Source organism: Cupriavidus oxalaticus, from assembly GCF_004768545.1.
Lineage (GTDB): Bacteria > Pseudomonadota > Gammaproteobacteria > Burkholderiales > Burkholderiaceae > Cupriavidus > Cupriavidus oxalaticus_A.
In genome coordinates this window covers 464,194-484,922 of sequence record NZ_CP038636.1, presented here as the reverse complement: position 1 = coordinate 484,922, position 20,729 = coordinate 464,194, and the positions used below count along the sequence as shown (strand labels likewise).

14 protein-coding genes, 2 tRNA genes, 5 pseudogenes and 1 other annotated feature are annotated in these 20,729 nt (G+C 60.8%); of the genes and pseudogenes, 6 read left to right on the top strand and 15 right to left on the bottom strand.

Going from position 1 to position 20,729, the window contains the following annotated elements; genetic code table 11:
* The first annotated feature begins 22 nt into the window (after positions 1-22).
* From E0W60_RS30370 to E0W60_RS37750, 5 genes and pseudogenes are all read left to right on the top strand, one after another.
* Positions 23-1,453 (top strand): Wadjet anti-phage system protein JetA family protein, encoded by a 1,431-nt coding sequence (locus tag E0W60_RS30370; RefSeq protein WP_133098379.1) that lies wholly within the window; start codon positions 23-25, stop codon positions 1,451-1,453.
* Entirely contained in the window at positions 1,446-2,132 is a 687-nt protein-coding gene (locus E0W60_RS30365; protein ID WP_135706613.1) for a DUF4194 domain-containing protein, read from the top strand. The genes E0W60_RS30370 and E0W60_RS30365 overlap by 8 nt, the downstream gene beginning before the upstream one ends.
* Positions 2,122-5,793 (top strand): ATP-binding protein, encoded by a 3,672-nt coding sequence (locus tag E0W60_RS30360; RefSeq protein ID WP_135706612.1) that lies wholly within the window; start codon positions 2,122-2,124, stop codon positions 5,791-5,793. The genes E0W60_RS30365 and E0W60_RS30360 overlap by 11 nt, the downstream gene beginning before the upstream one ends.
* Positions 5,790-6,953: a Wadjet anti-phage system protein JetD domain-containing protein gene (locus E0W60_RS30355; RefSeq protein WP_135706611.1), complete on the top strand. Its 1,164-nt coding sequence runs from the start codon at positions 5,790-5,792 to the stop codon at positions 6,951-6,953. The genes E0W60_RS30360 and E0W60_RS30355 overlap by 4 nt, the downstream gene beginning before the upstream one ends.
* Before the next feature lie 201 nt (positions 6,954-7,154).
* Positions 7,155-7,444: pseudogene (locus E0W60_RS37750) on the top strand (ISKra4-like element ISBte1 family transposase); the annotation flags it as partial.
* 40 nt (positions 7,445-7,484) lie between these two features.
* On the opposite strand, the pseudogene E0W60_RS30350 reads toward E0W60_RS37750, so the two are convergent.
* The 13 genes and pseudogenes from E0W60_RS30350 to E0W60_RS30285 all read right to left on the bottom strand — a co-directional run.
* Positions 7,485-7,691, bottom strand: a pseudogene (locus E0W60_RS30350) (IS3 family transposase); the annotation flags it as partial.
* Positions 7,692-7,703: 12 nt separating this feature from the next.
* Positions 7,704-8,759 carry an IS110 family transposase gene (locus E0W60_RS30345; protein WP_135706610.1) on the bottom strand — a complete coding sequence of 352 codons (1,056 nt, stop codon included), beginning with the start codon at positions 8,757-8,759 and terminating at the stop codon, positions 7,704-7,706.
* Between the two features lie 214 nt (positions 8,760-8,973).
* Positions 8,974-9,240: pseudogene (locus tag E0W60_RS30340) on the bottom strand (DDE-type integrase/transposase/recombinase); the annotation flags it as partial.
* A gap of 79 nt (positions 9,241-9,319) precedes the next feature.
* Positions 9,320-10,563, bottom strand: a pseudogene (ltrA, locus tag E0W60_RS30335) (group II intron reverse transcriptase/maturase).
* 514 nt (positions 10,564-11,077) lie between these two features.
* Positions 11,078-11,814 (bottom strand): annotated as a pseudogene (locus tag E0W60_RS30325) (IS3 family transposase); the annotation flags it as partial.
* Positions 11,420-11,536, bottom strand: a sequence feature (AL1L pseudoknot). Its footprint overlaps the pseudogene before it by 117 nt.
* 201 nt (positions 11,815-12,015) lie before the next feature.
* The gene (locus E0W60_RS30320; protein WP_431189931.1) at positions 12,016-13,518 is read right to left on the bottom strand and encodes an ISNCY family transposase; all 1,503 of its coding nucleotides are present in this window, start codon (positions 13,516-13,518) and stop codon (positions 12,016-12,018) included.
* A 258-nt stretch (positions 13,519-13,776) separates the two neighbouring features.
* A complete protein-coding gene (locus E0W60_RS30315; protein WP_240746095.1) occupies positions 13,777-13,989 on the bottom strand; it encodes an XRE family transcriptional regulator in 213 nt (70 codons plus the stop codon).
* A gap of 222 nt (positions 13,990-14,211) precedes the next feature.
* Entirely contained in the window at positions 14,212-14,526 is a 315-nt protein-coding gene (locus E0W60_RS30310; protein WP_135706608.1) for an H-NS family nucleoid-associated regulatory protein, read from the bottom strand.
* Between the two features lie 910 nt (positions 14,527-15,436).
* Positions 15,437-15,751, bottom strand: coding sequence for an H-NS family nucleoid-associated regulatory protein (locus E0W60_RS30305; RefSeq protein WP_133093102.1), 315 nt, complete (start codon positions 15,749-15,751; stop codon positions 15,437-15,439).
* A 306-nt stretch (positions 15,752-16,057) separates the two neighbouring features.
* Positions 16,058-16,136 (bottom strand) — tRNA-Ile (locus tag E0W60_RS30300).
* Between the two features lie 141 nt (positions 16,137-16,277).
* Positions 16,278-16,745 (bottom strand): fumarate hydratase, encoded by a 468-nt coding sequence (locus E0W60_RS30295; protein ID WP_135706607.1) that lies wholly within the window; start codon positions 16,743-16,745, stop codon positions 16,278-16,280.
* A gap of 579 nt (positions 16,746-17,324) precedes the next feature.
* The gene (locus tag E0W60_RS30290; protein ID WP_135706606.1) at positions 17,325-17,573 is read right to left on the bottom strand and encodes a divalent metal cation transporter; all 249 of its coding nucleotides are present in this window, start codon (positions 17,571-17,573) and stop codon (positions 17,325-17,327) included.
* 573 nt (positions 17,574-18,146) lie between these two features.
* On the bottom strand, positions 18,147-18,341 hold the full coding sequence (locus tag E0W60_RS30285) for a hypothetical protein (protein ID WP_135706605.1): 195 nt from the start codon (positions 18,339-18,341) through the stop codon (positions 18,147-18,149).
* A gap of 1,365 nt (positions 18,342-19,706) precedes the next feature.
* Between E0W60_RS30285 and E0W60_RS30280 the strand changes: the two genes are divergently transcribed.
* Complete coding sequence (locus tag E0W60_RS30280; RefSeq protein ID WP_133093105.1) at positions 19,707-19,958, top strand: hypothetical protein; 252 nt, start codon at positions 19,707-19,709, stop codon at positions 19,956-19,958.
* Between the two features lie 39 nt (positions 19,959-19,997).
* On the opposite strand, the gene E0W60_RS30275 is transcribed toward E0W60_RS30280, so the two are convergent.
* Together E0W60_RS30275 and E0W60_RS30270 are read right to left on the bottom strand one after the other, a co-directional pair.
* Entirely contained in the window at positions 19,998-20,618 is a 621-nt protein-coding gene (locus tag E0W60_RS30275; protein ID WP_133093106.1) for a 3'-5' exonuclease, read from the bottom strand.
* A gap of 17 nt (positions 20,619-20,635) precedes the next feature.
* Positions 20,636-20,720: transfer RNA gene (locus tag E0W60_RS30270), tRNA-Leu, on the bottom strand.
* Between the last annotated feature and the right edge of the window lie 9 nt (positions 20,721-20,729).

The following is a 20,729-nucleotide window of genomic DNA, read 5'->3' as shown; positions in this document are numbered from 1 at the left end:
TTGAGAGGGGACATCAGCCGCCATGGTGGATTCGGCTTATCCGCAGTTCTTTCGTCCGCTGACGCTGAAGAGGCGCCGGCTGATCGCGGCTTGCATCCGCGCATTCTATGCGCGGCTTTATGGTTCCCATGCCGACTACCGTTCCATCCTCGGGCGCGAGGACTTGCGTGACCTGTTTGTTCAGACCATGCAGTCTGCCACGCTGCCGGCCGACCCTGCCGGGGAAGATGGCGAAGATGGATTCACCGCCGGTGACCTTGCCGACGACCAGAAGCTGGCAAGCGCCATCGTGCGCCTTCTCGTCGCGGATGGCTGGCTCGAAACCGCCGAGGATCGCGTCAGACTGGTTACCGCCTATCGCTTCACCCGCGCCGGCAAGATCTTCGCTCAGGCGCTGACGCTGGCCGACCGCCCACGCGAACGGACCCGTCAGCGCAACATGCGCTCCTGCAAGAATGCACTGAGCGCCTTCATCGAGCGCCGCGACGTGGAAGACCTGCTCGACGCCTACGAGTATGCTGATCGGGTCATCGCCGACCTCTCCGAGGACATCGAACTCTTCTATGACCTGGCCCGCAAGATATTGCTCGATGCGCATGTGCAGGGAAATTGGGATGGGTTCATTGAGTTCGTAGAGCGACGTTTTCGTGATGAGTTCTCGCCCCGGCTGGTCTATGACAATGCCGAGCGCCACCGGCTGGACATCGGGGCACTGATCGAACGTCTTAACGAGTTGAGCGCGGCCGAGATGCAGGCCATTGACGATGACCTGGCCAACCACGCGGCGTGGGCCGCGCAGTCCGCGCCGGACGGGGCTATCTTGAGATGGATGCTTGATCGGATCGACGAGATGGTGACTGCGGCCTGCCGGACGAAGCAGCCGGAATTGTTCCGGGCCATGGAAAGCTATGTCCGCCGCCATGTGGTCTTGTTGTCGCAGAGCCTGTTCATGGGGGCATCGGGCAGCGGGGCGGCATTGTCCGCCCTGATCCGCCGGCTGGGGGAGATGCCAGAGCGGGAGCAGGGCGCGTGGCTGGAGCGGCAGGGGGCCGCGCTCGCACCGGTAAGCGTGGCACTATACGATCCCGCCGCGGTACAGCCGAGAAAGGCCGGCGAGCGTAACCGGGCACAGGCCGTGAGCATTGTTCCGGAGATCACGCAGGAAGAGCGTTTGCGTCAGTTCGTACGGCAAGCGGAAGAGCGGGCCTTCTCCCTGTCGCATCACGACGTCGTGGATTACCTGCTCGGTTCCATGCGTGGCACGGGTGCGCTGCGCCTGTCCGAGTTGCCGGTCGACGATGCCATCCAGGCGTTGTCGTTGTTGCGGGCCGTCGAGGCGGCACGGGACCATGAGGGACTGGACGTGGAGCGGCTAGACGCCGAGCCGCTGGACAATGCCATCATGTCGGGCACCGACTATGCAATCAGGAGGCGACACATCGGCCATGGATGAAATTACGATTGGCCAACTGGTGGAAGCGGAACTGAAGGCGGCGGGCGTCAGGCCGGAGGCGTTCCGGCAGATTCTCGGCCGCCTGTTCGGGCTGTCCATCCTGCATCGGGAGGACAGCGCCATCGAGCGTCAGCTCTACGACGACGCCGTGCGTATCGAGGGCCTGCTCAATGCGTACTTCGACGTGGGCGGGTTCCGGCTGCTGCACGAGCGGCATCAGAGTTATTTTCGGCTTTACCCGCCGGGGGCGCGCGTGCCTGGACTGCCCGCCGAGGACGATGCAATCGCGGTGGACGCCGTGCGGGCGAAGCTCTCCGCCGATTTCGTGGCATGCTGCCTGGTGCTGCGCTTGCTGTACAACGAAAGCCTGCGGCAAGGCTCGATCAACGAGCGCAACGAGGCGCTCGTCACCGTGGAATACCTGAATGCCACGCTGACCGCGCAGGCGCGCCGCTCACTGCCGGCCAAGACTGCGCGGGAGAAGCTCTTCGCCGACCTGAAGCGTGCCCGCCTGATCGACTACCGGGCGGATTCCGAGGTGGAAGATGCCGACGCTCTGGTGGCCATTCGTGGAACGATCCTGCAGTTCGTGACGGATCCCGCCATCGATGCCCTGCTGGTCGAAACACGGACGCCCGTGTCGGCCGTCACGTCGCCGGAGCCTGACGATGAAGCTTGAGAAGCTCATCCTGGTCAACTGGGGTTTCGTGGTGTCCCGGGAATACCCCTTTGGTCACACCACCTTGCTGTCGGGTTCGACCGGCGTTGGGAAGTCCTCTTTCCAGGACGCGATCCAGCTGGTCATGACCGGAGGCAAGCAGCACATCAACGTTTTCAACTCCGCGCAGGACGAGAGCGGCGCCTCGCGCGCCGGCGGCAAGGTGAGGCGGACGCTGGCGTCGTATGCGGTAGGCATGCGCGACAATCTCTGCGTCCGGCCGTATGGGTCGCACACCTATGTCGTCGCAGTCTTTGCGCCCGATGACGGGGAGTCCGCCGAACCATTCACCGCCGTGGTGGCCGTGGAAGCCGCCGTGTCCGGTACGCGCGAACAAGGTCGAAGCGTCGACGTGGCGCGCAAGCTCTACTTTGTGCTGCCGGGCAGCCGCGCGATGGAGGCGGATTTCATCGAGTCACGCAAGGGCAATTCGATTACGGCGGTAAAGGTCGAGGATATCTACCATCGGCTGCGCCAGCGCTATCCGCGCGTCCTGCCGTTCGAGAACAGCATCGAAGACTATCTGTGCAAGCTCTATGCCGAGTTTCGCGGTGGCGGCAAGACGCTGGTCGGGCCGCGTGAGGCCGAAGCAGCGGCACGTGCTTTCGTCCAGTCCATTGCCCGCAAGACCGTCGGCTCGGTGGACGAGCTGATTCGGGAGCAAGTGCTGGCCGAGCCTGATTTCTCCGATCAGATCGGGCATATCGCTTCGCTCATGCAAAACGTGCAGCGTCTGCGCAAGATCGCCACCGAATTACTGGCATGCCGGGAGCGGCTGGGCGTGCTGAAGGCACACGCGGATGCGTTCCTTGCTGCGTTCGAAGAGGCCATGGAGGCCGAACTGGGCGAAGCGCTGCGCCGGCAGCAGGATGTCGAGGAGGAAATCCAAAGACTGGAGGCCTGCCGGCGCCGCGCCTTGGCCGATGTCGAAAAGCAGCAGGCGCTTGCCGACCGGCATGCACAGGCGCTAAAGCGCGCCACGGAGTTGCACGGCACTGCCAAGGGGCGCCTCAATGGCAATCCGGTGGCGCAGGATCGTGAGCGGCTCAGCCGCGAGATGGCCGCCGCCACCGATGATCGATCCCGAATCGCGCTGGACGTCCTGGCCGCCCTGACGGGCTTGCGCGGCGTGCTGGACGAACTGGCTGCCCTGGCTAAACTGCCTGCAGGGCCGGCCTGCGCCTACGCAGCCCATGTAGAACGGCTGGTTGTCGAGGCCGCGGCGATCGATGCCGCCGACGGCCACGCCGCCGCGCGTGAACTGGCGGCGATGCTGACAGGCGCGCAGATCGACCCGGCGAGCCTGCGGCGCGACCGGTTTGCCAGGCTGGATGCCGCCCTGGCCCCTGTTGCGCAGCAGCTGCACGGTGCCGACGGCCTGTATGGGGCAGTAGTACAGGAGCAGACGCGAGAGTCAGATCGCGCGGCCGCCCTGCAAGGGGAAATCGATGACCTGAAGCGGCGTCGGCAAGGGCTGGAAGATGGCCACTTTGACTTGCCGGCGCATGTGGAGGCCGCGGTCCGATATCTCGAAGCCCAGATGCCGGGCGCCCGTCCCAGGGTGCTTTGCAACCTCGTCCAGCCGCGGGAGGGCTCACGTTGGCAAAACGCCATCGAAGGGCTTTTGGGCGGCAACCGCTTCGTGATCCTGGTGGACGCGCAGTACGAGGGGAGCGCCATCCGGGCGCTGCGGCATGAGATGCCGGCGACTAGGCAAGGGCGAGAGGCTTCCGTGGTACAGGGCGAACTGGCCAAGCGGCGGGCGGAAAATCAGGCGCTGTCGCCCGATGCCGTGCTGCAGGAGCTGGTGATCGCTGATGAGACTGCGCGCGCTTATCTGATTGCAAGCTACGGGCGTTATGTCAAGGTAGCGGATGCGCAGGCGCTGCGCGGCGCGCCACAGGCACTGACCGTGGACGGCATGGCCAGCGGCGGGTTCAAGATGTTTTCGTCATGGGTGGAGGACGGCGAACTTGCCTTCGGTGCAGAGGCTCGGCGCAAGCGCGTGGTGAGGCTTTCCCGTGAGATCGACGAAAAGACGCGGGAAAGGGACGCACATCGCGCAAGCGCCACGGAGTTGGCTGCATGGGGTGCCCGTCTGCTCGGCCTGAAGCTTGTGCCTGTCGCACCAATGCTGGACAAGCTGGGTGAGACGCAGCGTGAATTGAGCAGTCTCGCGGCGCAGCTCGCCAGCCTGGATGACGCCGATCTTATCGTGCTGGAACGCCGCGTGGCGCGTGCAGAGCAGCTATTGGACGGCCACCACCGCTTATCCAATACCGCATCGCGCTTAGCGGGCGAAGCGGAGGGGCAAGCGCGTGGCTTTGAGGCGAACATCGCTGACGCCGAGGCTAAGCTTGCTGGGTGCCAGGACGGCGTGAGACAGGTCAACGCTCGCGTGGCTGAACTGATCCGGCTCAATCCGCATTTTGACCCCATCCGGCTGGATCAGCGCGCCCGGGATGCAGCCAGGGAGCAGACTTCCGCGTCCTTCGATGGACGGCGGCGCCAGCAGGCCGGCCTCTACCGCCACGAGCGCGAGGCATTCGAGCGGAAGCTGGAGGCACACAACCTCTTGTCTTCCTCGTTCGATGAGCGGGTCGACTTTCAGCCTTGCCAGTCGACCCAGGAGGAGTACGAGTGGCATGCCTATGGCGGCGTGCCCGCCGCCCGGCGGCAGATCTCGGCCATGCTCGAACGGCTCGATCAAGTGCGCATTCTCAATAACACCAGCGAGCTTCGCGGCGCCGAGAAGAACTTCAACAATACCTTCAGTACGCATTTTGCGCTGGCCGTACGCACCGCGGTGGAGCAGGGCATCGATCCGCTCAAGCGGCTCAATGAAAAACTCAAACGCCTGGCATTCGGCGAAGACCGTTTCGAGATCGAATATGGGCAGATGGTCAAGGAGTACAAGAAGTACTTCGACCTGTTCCAGGAACTGAACCGGCTGGCCGAGACGCAAACGCCGGTGGATCTGTTCTCGGCGGCCGAAGGCGTGCTGTCGGCCGACAGCGTCGTGGCGCTGGACGACATTAAGCTGCTATTGCTCGACACCAACCGCGACCACGCGTTGCGGCGACTGAGGGACATAGCGGACTACCGCAACTATCGCCAGTATGACATCCGCAAGTATTCGGAAGATGGACGCGAGGCGTCCTTGGCGAGAATGGCGACGTTCTCGGGAGGCGAGCTGATGACGCCGGCGTATCTGGTGCGGGCCGCAGTGCTGGCCCAGGCATTTCGCCAGTTCGAAAAGACGCCGAGCCTGAAGCTCATGATGATCGACGAGGCCTTCGACAAGATGGACGAGGGCCGCACCGCTGCCGTGATGCGCTATCTCAATGAGAACCTTGGCCTGCAGCTGGTGGTTGCCATGCCGTCCCGCGCGTCCGGCCCCCTTCTCGAGTTGTTCAGTTTCGAGCATCGTTTTTCCCTGATGAAGGTGGAGGGTCTGGCAGGGGAACTCGATAAAATTACAGAGGTGGACAGCTCGCTGTTGAAGGCCGACCGGCTGCATGCCCTCTGGACTGAACGCCGGGAGGCGGTGCGGCGTGAAGCGGCATGGCAGTTCGACTTGCAGGAGGCACGCAAGCAGTTGGTCTCGGACACGGGGACATGAGCGTCGACGGCATTCCGGGGCGCCGGCCGGCTGCCCTCACCGCGTTGCTGAATGCACTGGTGGACCGCATCGAGGCGAAGCCGTTTGCGGAGAGACGCCGCGATATCAGCTTCCCGTTGAGTGCCGGAACGTGGCCAGAGTTCTTCGCGATCGCCCTGCACGGCGAACGTATGTTCGTGTGGCGCGCCCTCGAAGCGTTGCAGACGCAGCCCGGGTTGGCGCTGGTGCTAGACCAGCGTCGCGGCCAGCGTGATCTTGATATCTGGGAGCGCTCACCGAAGCTCGTCATTGCCGCGCGAGCGGAAGCGTTTCTTCGCGATGAGACGGGGCGCCAGCCCAGCGCCTTGGTCGCCTGGATGGCTCAGTGGCGGCAGGCTGTGCCAGCGCGCTTCAGCAACGCGGCGCTGTGCGAGCGGCTGCTGTCTCGTCCGATCCTCATCCTGCCACGATCACCGGAGCAGGTACTTGAGCGTCTCGCCGGCATCCCGGCGCTTGTCGGCGAGAACCTCATGCTCCATGAGGTGGCAAGCCGGCAGTTCTGGGGCTTGTCTAAAGTTCTCAACGGCCAGCAGGAGGCCATTGCCCTGTTGCTTGACACGGATGTCTGCCCCTTTCCGGACAAGCCGGTACAACTGCTGGTAGCCGCCCGTACAGCCGATCCTGCCGCCCCGATTCTTTTTGTGGAAAACGCTGCAACATTTGAAGCGATGGCGGCAGGGAGGCTGAGTGCCGCCGAAGGCTTTGTCCTGATATACGCATCCGGATACAAGGCGAGCGCGAGGCGGCTGCGCCAGCAGGGTGGCAGCTCGGTTTATTTTGCCCCGGGCGTGTTTGAGCGGAATGCGGCATTGGGGCTTAGCGTTCTTGCATGGCTGCATGGGACCGACGTCACGCGCCCTGTTCATTTCTGGGGCGACCTGGATTTTGCTGGGATGGCTATTCTCAAGGAGTTGCGTGTGGTATTCCCGGGCGCGCAAGCGTGGAAGGCTGGCTACGAGGCGCTGCTCGCACACCTGCTCGCCGAGGAGTCCCACGCACCGGATGAAGCAAGGAAGTCGGGGCAGACCGATCCTGGCCTCACCGGTTGCCGTTATGCGGATGAAGTGCTGCTCCCAGCGCTACGTAGGCTGGGCCGATTTGTCGACCAGGAAAGTCTGTAGCATCTTGACTAATCCCCACGCCAGACACCTACGTGAAAGCCTGCCTTGAAACGCTGGCTCTGCCGCGCACGTCGATACGGCCCGATAACGTTGTGCTTATCGAGTCGTCAGCCAAACTGTCAATGATTGGTTGCGACAGATCCGGGCGTAGACTGGTCGTCGCAGATTGTTCACGAGAGGAGGACGGCCACGCTTGCGGCATTGATCAGGGCACTGCATAGCGCCAAGTGGCACTTCTGACACGGCTGCCCCTATCCGGCGTTGCATCGATTGGAAAGCCTGAGGTGGGATCTGACGCTGAGGCCAGCCCCGAAGAAGCCAAACTCCTCGGCAAACTTGAGGAGTTCATCGTCTACCTGGACAACAACCGGCACTTCATCGTGAATAACGGTAACCGCCATAGGCATGGGGAGCCCACTGCATCGGGGTGCGTCGAGTCGGCCGTCAACCAGGTAGTCAGCAAGTGGTTCGTCAAACGCCAACATGCCGCTTTGACCTTGCCCCTGTTTCACGAACCCCATAGCCGAGCCATCAGGCCGCTTGCCCTTGCTGAGCGGCAGCCCAATTCTTCTCGAACGTCATGGGGCTGACGTAGTTCAATGTCGAATGCAGTCGGCGGGCATTGTAGAAGCCGAGCCAGTCGACGATTTCATCCATCGCGGCACGCCGCGTCGCAAAGTGCCGACCGTGCAGTCGTGCGACCTTCAGCGAACTCCACAGGCTTTCGGTAGGCGCATTGACGCTCCTATGTCAAGCGGCGCGGCTCGAATCGGTCAGATCGGCCAAAATGAGGGGGTACAGCTCCCTGACGATATATCGCTTGAGGCAGCGATGAATCTCCTTCTTGGACATGCCTTCCTTCGTTCGGCGGTCGACGTATGACCGTGTCCTGGGATCGCTGCGCATTCGCACCATGGCGATAGTCCACAAGGCATTATTTGCCGAACGATCTCCGCCCCTGTTCAAGCGATGCCGGACCGTTTTACCGGACGAAGCCTGCAAAGGACTTGTGCCACAAAGCGCAGCCAGTGCAGCTTCGTTTTTCAGCCGGTCAGGATTGTCACCGGCAACGGCAACAAGCACTGCCGCTGTCTGAGGGCCTACGCCAAACCGCTCCCGAAGCCGCTTGGCATGCCGGCTGGTCAGGCGATCAAGCATGCCGTCGAGGGTGCTCAGCTCCTCTGCCAGTGCCAGCCAGCGCTTGGCCAGTAGGCGTAGAGTGGCGGTCAAGGTTTGCAGCAAGGGAGTGTCGCCTAACGAGCGCAGGCGGGCGCAGCTTGCCACGCATTCCGCCGTCTTTTCTTTCAGAAGCCGTTCACGGATCTCCTGAGGCGCGCTGACCAGCAAAGCTCGCAACTGATTGATAGCCTGCGTCTTCGCCTTTACGGCACTGCGCCGGGCAACAGAGACGGCACGCATCGCTTCTGCTGCTCCAGACTGCGCTTTGGGAAGGGCAGTTGCCTTCCCCGAGAGGACTGCACGCGCGGCGTTTTCCGCGTCAGTGGGATCAGATTTCCCGCGAGACCGGCGAGCCGCCCGGTCAGGGCGATTGACTTCCAGTACCTCGATGTCATGATCGCGTAGCACGCGGGCTAGGCCAGCCCCGTAAGTTCCTGTCCCTTCGACTCCAGCGCGCCGCAAGCATCCGAACGAGTTCGCCCAGGTCAGAAGATTGAGATAGCCATTGGTGTCTGCAGAGACCGACTGCGTGCCGAGGAGCTTGCCCGTGCTGCTGATCACCGCCCCGACATGCGTATCCAGATGCGTGTCGACACCCAGAATTACTTCGTCTTGTTCTTGTTCCATGCGTGTTATCCGTTGTAGTGGGCACACCGCCAATCCCACTCGCAGGACAGGACACTCAGGGTGCAGGACAAAGCTCCTATCAGGTCACAAGCGTTGGGCCCGGCAATGCTCGGGGAACGCCGGAACCCGATCGACAGGTCAACGCCAAGGCAGCTCGGCCAATCCCAGCACGGGTCAGATCGGTCCGACGTTCAAAGCGTATTTTGGACTGAGTATCCCAGCAATCGCCGCGCCGGCTCATAGACGAACGCATGCCGTACGCCTTGAGCGAGTCCTGGAAGAGCCCGCTGCAATACTGGCTGCCACGGTCGCTATGCACAATCACCCCGGCTTCGGGGCGGCGCCGGAACCATGCCATGCGCAGGGCGTCCGTGACCAACTCGGCCTTCATATGCGGCCGCATCGACCAGCCAACCACTTGCCGGCTGAACAGGTCGACAATGACTGCCAGGTACAGCCAGCCTTCGGCCGTCGCCACATACGGGTGAGTAGGCCGGGGGAATTTCACCCCCAGCCTCTCGCAGAACCGGACGTGAGCCTCTCAACTCATCCGGCTCCCATCATCCAACCGCAGGAAGACATCCCATTCCCCAATGCACAAAGGCACTCGGGAATTGACGCGCAAGCCGCCCGAGAGCGTGTCTCGCCCGCTTTTTTATGGCGAGCGAGAGTTTTGTGCTTGCGCATCATCCAGCGCACCAGGTAGTCATTCATGTGTTTCCAGATCACCGACATTGCCGAGCCGTGGAAGCGGCCGTAGTACTGCTGCCACCCCCTCAGAATCGGATTGAACATCGCCGCCAGGTCGCCCAACTCGCGGTCACACATCAGTTGCAGATGCCATCCCCGAATTGTCTGCCGCATCGCCTTGAGGGCGTCACGGCTTACCGCCGGAGAGAAGTTCACGTAGACCCGCTGATACTTGTCCACCGCTTTGCGCGGCCGGAAGGTGTACCCGAGGAAGGTGAACTGGACATCAGGATGCGCTTCCCGCCGATTGACGTCCTGACAATAGACGATCCTTGTCTTGCCCGGATGCAACTCGAGCCCGCACTCGCGGAACCGCTCGCCGATCCTGCCTAACGCCAGCTTGGCCTGAGCCAAGCTCTTGCAATGGACCACCCCATCATCGGCGTAACGGCAAAACCGCACGCTTCTGAGGTTACGGGCGACCCACACGTCGGAGGCATAATGCAGGAATAGGCTGGCCAGTAACGGACTAACGACGCCGCCTTGCGGCGTGCCGCGCGTCCGTTCCTTGAGTTCCCCGTCGGCGGTCTGCATAGGCGCTTTCAGCCAGCGCTCCACATACAAGAGAACCCATGGGGTCTGGCAGTGCTTCTTGAGCGCTTTCATCAGCAGGTCGTGGTCGATATTGTCGAAGAGTCCCTTAATATCGAATTCCACAACCCAGTCGTACTCCCAGCTTCGCCGCCTCACCATGGCAATCGCGTCATGGGCAGAGCGCCCAAGGTCGATAGCCATAGGAGTTTGGATGGAACATCGGGTCGATCTGCGGCTCCAGCAGGAGCTTGACCGCCGTCTGCGCCACCCGGTCGGCAACCGTGGGCACGCCCAACATTCGCACACCGCCTGACTTCTTCGGAATCGGCACCCCTTTGACCGGCGGCGGAAAGTAACTGCCGGAGCAGAGTCGATTCCATAGCCTGTACAGGTTATCGCTCAGGCGACTCTCGAATTGCTCGATCGATTCACGGTCGACGCCTGCGGCGCCGCCGTTCCCTTTGACACATTGGAATGCTTTCCAGATTAACGCTTTAGGAATGTCAAACGGTTTGGTCATGTGGCCGTGCTCCTCCTGCTCACGCAGTTGACACGACCCCAGACCGGGATGACGCAGCCCCTTCGCTCCACCGCCATTACAGCGGCTTCAACACTACTACGAGCTGCTCCGCCCCTTGGTGGCGCATCGCTACTTTCGGCCTCGCCTTTCGGGCTTGTGCCTTTCGCTTGGCATCGCCACCGAAGGTTCCCGCAGTTCAACGTAAGAGCCCGAATCAGGCTGACGCTGCCTCTATGCCGGACACCGCCTGGCGCGTAAGCAGGTAACGGCCAGACTGATCGCGGGGCAACATCACTCCCCGGTTTTGATGTCATCTGAACTGTTTCGACACTTGAACGGCAGTTCACTGTTGTTCGTCTTCCATGATTCATACCTGACGCCTTCATGGCGCCTTTTCCATGACGCTCACGACCAGGGCTTTTGACCCAAGCCGCTCATGGTGGTTTGCCACCCGCTCCTGCAAGCCGATGGCGAGGGGCCATACCCTCATCTCCTACGCCGCTTGCTGCGGCACACTGAAGTCCGAAACCCAGAGCTGGTTCGGCCGCTCGGCCCTGGACTGACGGTTGACCAAGTCCGGCGGGCGCGCTGCTCTCGCATCTGGAGTTGTCGTGCGAACCCGCTTGCCGCGAATCACGCTGCGCAAACTCTGCTGCTTCATCAGCCTCTCGACCGTACAACGCGCCACCGCAATGCCTTCCCGGTTCATCTGCTTCCAAACCTTGTCGGCCCCGTAGACCTGCATGTTGGCCTGCCAGACTCGCTTGATCTCGGGCCGAAGCCACTCATCGCGTTTGGTTCGCGCAGAGCGCCGCGATGGATCGCGAAGCTGCGCAGCATGGCGCCGATAGCCCGACGGAGCAATCTGCAAGACCTTGCAGATCGGCTCGACCCCGAAGGCGTCGCGATGCAGATCGACAAAGGCCTTCAGGACTTCAAACGGCGATCAAGCTCCGCCTGGGCGAAAAACGCGCTCGCCAGCTTCAGGATCTCGTTGGCGCGGCGCAGCTCCTTTACCTCACGCTCCAGCGCCTTGAGGCGTTCACGCTCCGATGTGGTCGCGCCATCGCGCTCGCCGCTCTCCACCTGCTCTTGTTTGACCCACCCCAACAGAGTCTGGCTCGTGCAACCGATCATCGGTGCGATGGATTCGACTGCCGCCCACAGCGATGGATGCTCGCTGCGCTGCTCTCGAACCAGACGTACAGCTCGCTCTCGGACCTCGGGGGAAAACTTGGTTTGCTTGCTCATGGGCTCCATTCTCTCAAGAATTGGAGCCTCCACTAAACCCGGGGCGGTTCAGCTTGACCGCCCTGATGCGATCCTCGTACGAATACATGAACTACCTCCAAGTAGTCCAAGTTTTCGTCTGCACCCCCAACTACGACATTACTATTTGGGTCTAACAGCACATGTCCAGCGGGTTTTGAAAGGTCGTCGCGCCCGCTAAATTCAAATGTCGGTGCGGGCGTGCTTTTTGTGCGGGGTTGGAGGCTTTTGCGGGGTGGTGGTGGGGCGGTGGTGCTGGCCTGACGTGACTGAGTTCAGCTCAGGGTTGAGCGGTGGATTCACCATGGGCAAAGTTAAAAGGTCCGCGTTCCGCTGCAGCGGGGCTGCCGCCAGCGCGCGCTCCAGATCGAGCCGGTTGATCAGCCGCTGGCGCTTGGTGCTCGGCGATGGCCGCTGGCGGCGCGGTGGCTCGCCCACCAGCGTGCGCGACGGTCCCGCCTGCTGGCGGCTGTCGCGCTGCGCCTGCACCTGCGCCGTGACGGCCAGCACGTGCCCCAGCCGCTTGTGCTCGACGATCGCGCCCTGGTCGATCTCGCCGAGCCGGTCGTAGGTGGTGTAGGGCAGAGAAGCGCCGTCGGCCCACAACTCGATGCGCCCGTCCGGGTACTCGGCGACCTCGACATAGCGGTGGATCAGCCGCCGGTGCTCGGGCCGGTCCTCGAGCAGGTACATCACCTTGTCGTACTGCAGTGTGAGGCTCCGGGACACCTTGCGCCACTCGCGCCAGCTGAAGATCCGCGCCAGGTCCTCGTCGCCGCGCAACGGCCGGTGCGCATCGAAGTCGCGCTTGGGCACCTTGGCAAAGCGCGCGTTGAAGTCGGCCATAAACCGTGGCGCAAAGGCGTTGGCGGCCTCCATCGAACTGATCCCGCGCAGCCGCAGCTCCTTGACCAGCCGGTCCTGCAACGTGCCGTTCATCCGCTCGACCCGGCCCTTGGCCGGGCTCGAATTGGCGCACAGGCTATCGATATTGAGCTCGAACAGCGCGCGCCCGAACTGGGTGTAGCCGCGGCCTTCGGCGCTGTCTTTGGCGTTGACGCGGAAGATGCCGGCCTTGTCGCTGTAGAACGCCATCGGCTTGCCGTGACGCTCGACATAGGCGCGCGTGGCGGTGAAGTACGCTTGCGTCGATTCCGTTGGCACGAACCGCAGTTGCATCAGCCGCCCGGTGGCGTCGTCGACGAAGACCAGCAACGTGCACGCCGGCGCCCGGTCCTCGAACCAGGCGTGGTCGCTGCCATCGATCTGCACCAGCTCGCCCAGGCAGGCGCGGCGGTTCCTCGGCTGGTGCACCTTGGGCGGGCGCAGCTTGCGCGGCACCCAGAAGCCGGCGTCGATCATGATCCGGCGCACCGTCTCCGTGGCCAGGTCGATGCCATGGCGCTCGCGCAGCTTCTCGGCCGCCAGGGTCGGGCCGAAGTCGGCATAGCTGTCGCGGATCAGGCCCCGGACACGGGATTCGAGCCCGGGCGGCAGCTGGCGGTTGCTGTCACGGCCGCGCTTGCGCGAGCCCAGGCCACAGGGACCGTCCTCGTGGTAGCGCAGCACCAGCCGTTCTACCTGACGCCGCGACAAGCCGAGCTTCTCGGCCGCGCGCCAGACCGCCAGGCCATGGTCGACCACGGCCTGAATCACCTTGAGCCGATCGAGTTCGCGCATCGTCATCGTGATGGTCTCGGGCTTGCGCATCGCGGCCTCCGGTCTCGGACAGACGGAAAGCCGCCAGCATGCCAGCCTTGGCTAGGGGTACGACATTTCTATTTGGCTCAACTACGACATTACTATTTGGGTCTAACAGCACAAAAACGCATAATAAACATTATGTTAAATAAACTCGCGCATCCAGCCGTCCTCGCGAAGTAATCGACTTCGCGAGGGCTGGTCACAAGCTCGATCGTGTGGGTTTGAAGTCAGCTATGCAGACTATTCCCACGCTCTCTCGTCGCCAAGCTTGGCAGCATGGGTAGCCGCCTGCTCAAGCCAGTGGCCGTGGGCTTTCGGAACAACCAAGAGTGTCAGGTCAAGCCCCTCCAGCACTCGAAGGACGTACTCGAAATTTACGCTTTTACCGTTTTCAAGTTTGGATAGCATGCCGACGGCTACAGCGCAATTTTTCGCGGCTTGATCAATCGGCATGCCCTGGGCAGCCCGAGTTGCTCGAATTCGATCGCCCAACTGTGAAATAGAGCGAATGGTCGCGCGGGCTGGAGGCGTCGGATCAGGAAGAGGCCGTGGCATAGAGCAGCGCAAAAAGGTGTTGCGCCATTGTTTCACGATAATGAAACTACGGCAATATGCCTCGATCGATTGGTGCGGTTCGCGGCGCCTCACCGCGCAACCCCTGGTTTATCGGGGCAATTATTCCTGCGGAATAAGGAAACGCTCGGGTCGTTTGCCGAGCCACCCAGGCGTACGCCCTCTTCCCGACCAAGTCTTTCCAGTCTTGGGATCCATGTACTTTGGCGGCAGTGAAGTCTTCGTTGCAGATGTGGAGCTGGAAGCGGCAGGACGTCCTCGACGGCGCCGCGGGGCTACATCCTCCGGAGAAAGACCATACTGAGCCATCAAGGATTGAATTTGCTCGATAACACTCGCCACCTCGGTTGAACGAGCCACTTCAATTTGAGCTTCCAAGGCTTCCTTCTGAGCGACAAGCTCTTTGTACGTTGCCATATCTCCGTCTCCGGTTCGTTAGCTAAATCGACTTATACGCACTACATGGCAGAACCGCAAGATATTCTCGCTCTCTATTCTGAGACGTCGTGAACGGGCCCTTGCTGTCTATGCCGATGCAAATCATTTTGGCTCGTGGGGTGTTATGGTGGGCTGCCGTCCCACCTTGCGGTCACGCCCCCCAATTCGGCGGCTTGGCCTCACGAATGTAAAGCGCGAGTGGCCGAGCCAATAGTGTCAACAGGGACGATGGCTCGTTATTCATACTATTTGATTAGCGTGTAACTGTCGCCTCTGAACATGTCCGATATTCCGAAATACAAAGCGACACCGCCGGAAGTAGCAGCTCCTTGCCGGAGCCACACTATTTTTTGGCCAATTTGATGTGTCCCCTTGGGTACATTGTCGAGCGATCAAGCCCTGCTTTGAACGCGGTGAGAAACGCATACTCGACTGCCAATCGATTGATGCTAGCGCCCGGTACCCATGCCACTGGCGTTCAAGCAATACGAATTCAGCCAGCGCCTGGTTGTGCCCTAAGCCAATTGTCCGACAAGCGGTTGGACAATTGCGGCATCCCCACCCTCGCATGGCTTTGACAAGTGATGCCATGCTATTGCACGCGCCCAGGGAGCGCTGGCTGCTCGGGCCAGTTGTTCTCAATGGATCGCCACCTGACTGCGTCCCGCCGACTATGCAGCTCAATTGCATGTCTTGGCGCCTTGGCGGATACTAGATGCGGGTAACTTGCGAGAGTTTCCCGATTTCTTCTTGGACGTTCCACGGCTCTCCGCTACCGGTCGAGAGCCGCTTTTTTTGCGCCGGTACAGGGAAACGAAACCGATTCCCTGTCAGCTGACGCCTTGGATAAGGCAAGTTGCCATCGCCCGTGGGGCGATGGCCATGCACGTCATTCCTGCGGAATGAGGAAGCGCTCGGGGCGCTTGCCCAGCCATGCCGGCGCCCTGCCTCGGCCGGACCAGGTTTTCCCTGTTTTGGGATCCATATACTTGGGCGGGAGCGCTACTTTTTCTGCGGCAGCAGAAGTGGTACCCGCTGGCCGGCCTCGGCGACGGCGAGGCGCAATGTCCTCAGGCGAGAGGCTATACTGGATCATCAGATTACGAATCTGTTCGATGACACCCGCCACCTCAGAGGCGCGTGCCTCTTCGATTTGGGCCTCCAGCGCTTGCTTCTGAGCCAACAATTCCTGATACGTCGTCATCCTGTCTCCAATATTTTCCTATCACGATTGACTTATACGCATTTCCAGGGCGGTCCGCAAGATTTCTTCCAGATAGCCGCCAGATTGGAGAATGGACGGATTGAGCGATGTTGCCCAGGCCCCCAAGTTGTCCAGAAATGGGAAGGAATCGTCCTTTGGGATACTGCCACTGCGACAATGGCTGTTATATGCGGACTGCGAGCATTGCTGCAAAGCGGCGTTACGTGTCCTTCTGAAGGGGGCGGCGCCAGACAGAGCCAGGTAGTATTGGGCAGAGATCTGACCAGATCAAGGCCAAGTATGCCTTGGTGGGCCTCCCGTGAGTCGAACACGGCACCAACGGATTATGAGTCCGCTGCTCTAACCAGGCATGAGCTAGAGGCCCAGTAAAACCAAAAACGGATCAGCTGTCAGCGCTATGCGCAGCATTTGCTTTTCCGTCGATGCAGAGCGCAGCGCTAAGATGCGCCCCACATCTTCGGCCAATCGGCTGGTTGGCAACATCGCGTACCAGCCGAGGTCTAAATCAGGCCGCAGCTGCGGGCGAGGCCGCCGGTGCAACAGCCCTCTTTGCCGGGGCCCGCTTTTTCGTCACGGCTTTCACTGCAGCCGTTTTCGGGGCCGCCTGCTTCGCCGCAACCTTATTGCCGGCAACCGCTTTTTTTGCAGCGGGCTTCTTCGCAGCCACCTTGCCAGCCGTTGCCTTCTTTGCGCCGGCGGCCTTAGCCTTCTTTGCAGCCGCTTTGTCCTTTGCAGCCTGCTTTTCAAAGCGAGCTGCAGCCTTTGCGGCTTCCGTAGCCTTGGCGACGTCACGCTTTGCTGCCTCGATCGCCTTCTTGGTGTCGGCGCGCAGCTTCAGCAGACGCTTCTTGGCGGCCTGCGCCTCGCGCGCAAGCACGCTGGCCTTCTTCGTCGGAACGGCTACCTTCTTTGCGGCAGGCTTGCTCTTGGCAACTGCATTCACCCGAGTCGTTGTTTTATTTGCTGCGACCATGTTGGTTATTCATAGTGTTGTGGAGTGCGGAGTATAACCGCACAAGTCGTGTACACAATAGAAAACGATGTACGCATTGCGTCGAGGTGCGAGTCAGACCAGATCACAGGAATCCGCGACGCGGCATAGCGCATAGTGGCTCGACAAGCTGATGGAGCAACATCGAAGCATCCGAAACTAATCGGCTGCTGCTGGCCGGACTAACATCGTGTTGTGTTTTGCTCGCGGCCGCTAGTTCTGTAATGGAAAGTCCAACACCACATTGTCAACTACCTTTCCGTTCTCAACGGTGCATTCGCTTGCACGATCTGTCCAGCGCAACCGGAGTACCAACAACGCTCTTCAGTCAATTACGCTCAAGTTCTTCCTTGTCTATGACCTTGGCCCGCGGGTAATTGAATAGGCGATCGCCGGCCCGCGCCCCCTGTGATTTCAAGCACCCGCTGCGCAGCAGGGTTGACTTGGTTGTGGATCGCGTGCCGGGCTCCGGCGGCCTTGGCATGTGTCAACGCTAGCGCGCCGACACCGGCGCCACCATGCTGATCACGAAAATCTCCAGTCGCCTGAAGCCGCGCTTCTTCAGGACGCCTGCGCCAGGTTCTTGCCGCTTATCAGGCAGAGCCGGCTTGCCATGACCTGCATCAGCATTGCCCTGGCCGTCCCCACCACCCACAGCAAGCGGTAGCCGTGGACGGGGCCAGCGGCGCGGTCAGTCGCCCAGTTGCCTGGGTCCATATACCCGACCGCAGCGAGGTAGCCCGGGCCGGGAAAGCGAGCGAAGTCGCGCCAGGTATAGCCGGATGGCGCGGCCACGAGTTGCGGGCGCATGGGCACAATCCGCTGGCGCCCCTATACGGCGACCGGGAACAGGCGGGCGAATAAAGACGCCGCGCCCTCGGCAACGTTACGTACGCGTTTCCGGCGCTGGCTTTGCGGCGCCACAGGCACATCCAGTTCTGCACTGGCATTGCGGCGCTCAGTTGCATCCGGCTCCGCAGGCGCACGGATTCCGTTCAGCAGTTGCCTGGCAACCGCAGGCGCAGCCGGCGCCAGGGCAAGCAGCGCAATCGCATTGGGATTGGGTAGTGGTAGTCATGGCAGAGCTCCTTTCTGTTGGAAACGAGACGCCAGTGTGCCGGCCACCGATGACGGGCAGCTTGAACGAAACGGCTAACATTCGCCTAGACGCGCTGGACGCTGATCCCGCCGAAGGTATGCGGTTGGTGGGCAGCGACAATGGCAGCCACCCCAATCTTGTCCGGGAGTCTGCAAGCGGACTCTGCGTCGATGGCCAACTGCGCTGCCAGCGGCAAGGTAAGATTTGGTTCCAGCCAACGCCCCCCGAAGACACGTCAGCACAATAGCCCGCTCACGCTAGAACGGGGCCAGTCAGTGGGGGGCTTACAGCCGGATCAGGACCAGGAGAAGGCCACCCAACGCGGTCGGCATCGCGCACAAAATGCCGAAGAACAACGCCCCGAGGATCGACTGGCCGTCAAGGTCGTAAGCGATCTTCCATTGCTGGCCCTGGGCAGCCTGACTCAAGCTGCGCCGTTCGGTATCGTTGCGGTGCAGGACTTTCGAGAAAAGTTGCATTTAAGACTCCGAGTTAGGGAAGCTTCCAGGAACCGGGACCACGGGCGGACAGGCCGGAGATAAGCCTTGCAGCCATGTGCGGAGCTTCAATCTTCAATCCCGAACCAGAGTCACTGATTTACGAAGTAAGTGCTTCGATCCTTGGCTGGTGCTGAGATTCTGTACTCACCGATGAAAAAGACTATCGGTCTAATGACGGACTGCATTGTTGATGCACAGGTTGATTCAGACCTGAAACGCAGCGAACCTGTGACGGGTGATCCGCGCAATCAGGGCGATAGGCTTTGAACTCCGGCGCTTCACAATCTTCGGTGCATTGCAGACCAGGCGTTGGACACCGCCAGCTACACCGAGATAAATAACTGCCAAAAAGGCGAGCGTATAGACTGGTGAGGATTTGAGCTGCGAATTGTGGGCATACGTATCGAGCAAAGCGTAGCCGTAATGCTTGTTCCCATACCGCAGACCTTATCCCTCAAAATGATGCGTGCTATTTGGGCTCGATGCACAGGCCCCATTCGCCTGCGTCGCCGTCGCCGTTACAGAATTGAAATAGAAAACGGCTGGCATCGTTCTCTCCCCGCGAGCGCTCCGAGGGTTATTTTGAAAAATTGCAAGCTACCACCGTCAAGTGTGCGTCTTGTTTGAGCGTGGCGTTTCGGCTCTGCATCAACCCGTGCGCCGCTGCACTAGCCTGTTCGCCTGATGTGCTGCCGCGTCATGGCGAACTACGCTTGCAGTGAAGATCACCGCAATTGAATCTGGGGCGCCATGAGTAACTGGGAGCGGCGGGGCGCAGTGAGCGTCCACCGACCTCGCACTATGTAGGGCGCGAGCACAGGGTGGTCGCATCGGACCGCAGTGAGCAGGCTGGCAACTATAGAGCCAGGGCACTACCCCAACACTGCCTTGGTCAGCTGACCCACACCAGAACTTGTCGACCTAATTAACGTTTATGCTAAATAACCCCCTTTACGCTGCGGTTATGCTTGTCGAGTCAGCGAGATCAATCAATCCGAGTTCGAATTCTCACAAGTGTTACGATGAATTTACGACAACAACCGAAAAATCGATTCGCCTTATCCTTAGTCAGTCTGAATGCAATTGCGGAAACAGTATTAGGGATGCTTGGCTCGCCTACGGCGTCTACTTAGCCTGGTGGAAGCTTACTGTCGGTCAACGGACATCGGAGGACGACGAGCGCTTGCACAAGCTTGTCAAGGGCTTTAGAGAGGCGCCCTAGCGATGGTATTCCGCTGCATCGCGAGGTCTGTTGCTTCTCATGCCCACGCAGCATAGCGTCATGCTGCCGGTCGGAAAATATACCGGGACCAGTTCTTGCCAGCCATTGCGGCCGACCAAGGCGTGAGCATCGATGAAATGAAACGCCGATTTGATACTCAGGTGCCCCGCCCGACGCAGGGCGCGGCCGACAATGAGTGTTCCTTGGGCTCCCGCTGCATATCCTGCTCAGGGCATGAAGCTGGCTACTACTGGGCGGCGGAAACCGATATCTCCGATCCCAACGACTGCACCCGCGACTCCCAAACCATTGTTGAGGACTGCCAAGAATATGCTGAGGAGCGCCGAGAATCCAGCAGCAAACCCGAGAGTTAATGGTGTCCGACCGGAAAATTACCCTTAGCTCGGTGCATGCTAATCAGCGTCCGATTCGGCTAGCGAACGAAGGAACATCGGAACCTTGGCGCGGTTGGTGGCCTGAACACGGGCGATGAGCGCGTAATCGACCTGCCTGACTCCGTACGTCCGAGCGATATCGAGTCGCAGTCGATGCCACAGATGGCAGGTCATTTCAGCGTCGGCCATCGCTCTGTGCGCGCGCCCGGTCTTGGGCAAATGGAGCAAATCGACGAGTGTTGATAACCTGTGATTCTGAGCGTGTGGGTAGATACGTCTGGAGGTGAGCATCGTGCACGCGAAGTGCTGATTGGCCGCGATGTCCAGGAGCCCAAGCTCGGCTTGCCAAAACCTTCGGTCAAATCCGGCATTGTGGGCTACCACCGGATGTCTGCCGACAAACCTGGCCGCTTCACTCATGACCTTCGATGCGGCAGGCGCATCTGCGATCATGTCATTGGTGATTCCGGTCAGGCTTACAACCTGCGAGGGGATACGCCTTCCAGCGTTCATCAAGCTTTGATAACGGTCGATAATCTCGCCGTCACGCAGCAAGATGACAGCAATTTCCGTGGCTCGGTCACCGAGACTTGGCGACAATCCCGTCGTTTCAAAATCAAGAACCGCGACCGTCTGCATCCTGCTTCTAAGTTGTTTGGTGCCGACGGCGAGACTCGAACTCGCACAGCTTTCGCCACTACCCCCTCAAGATAGCGTGTCTACCAATTTCACCACGTCGGCTGTAAAGAA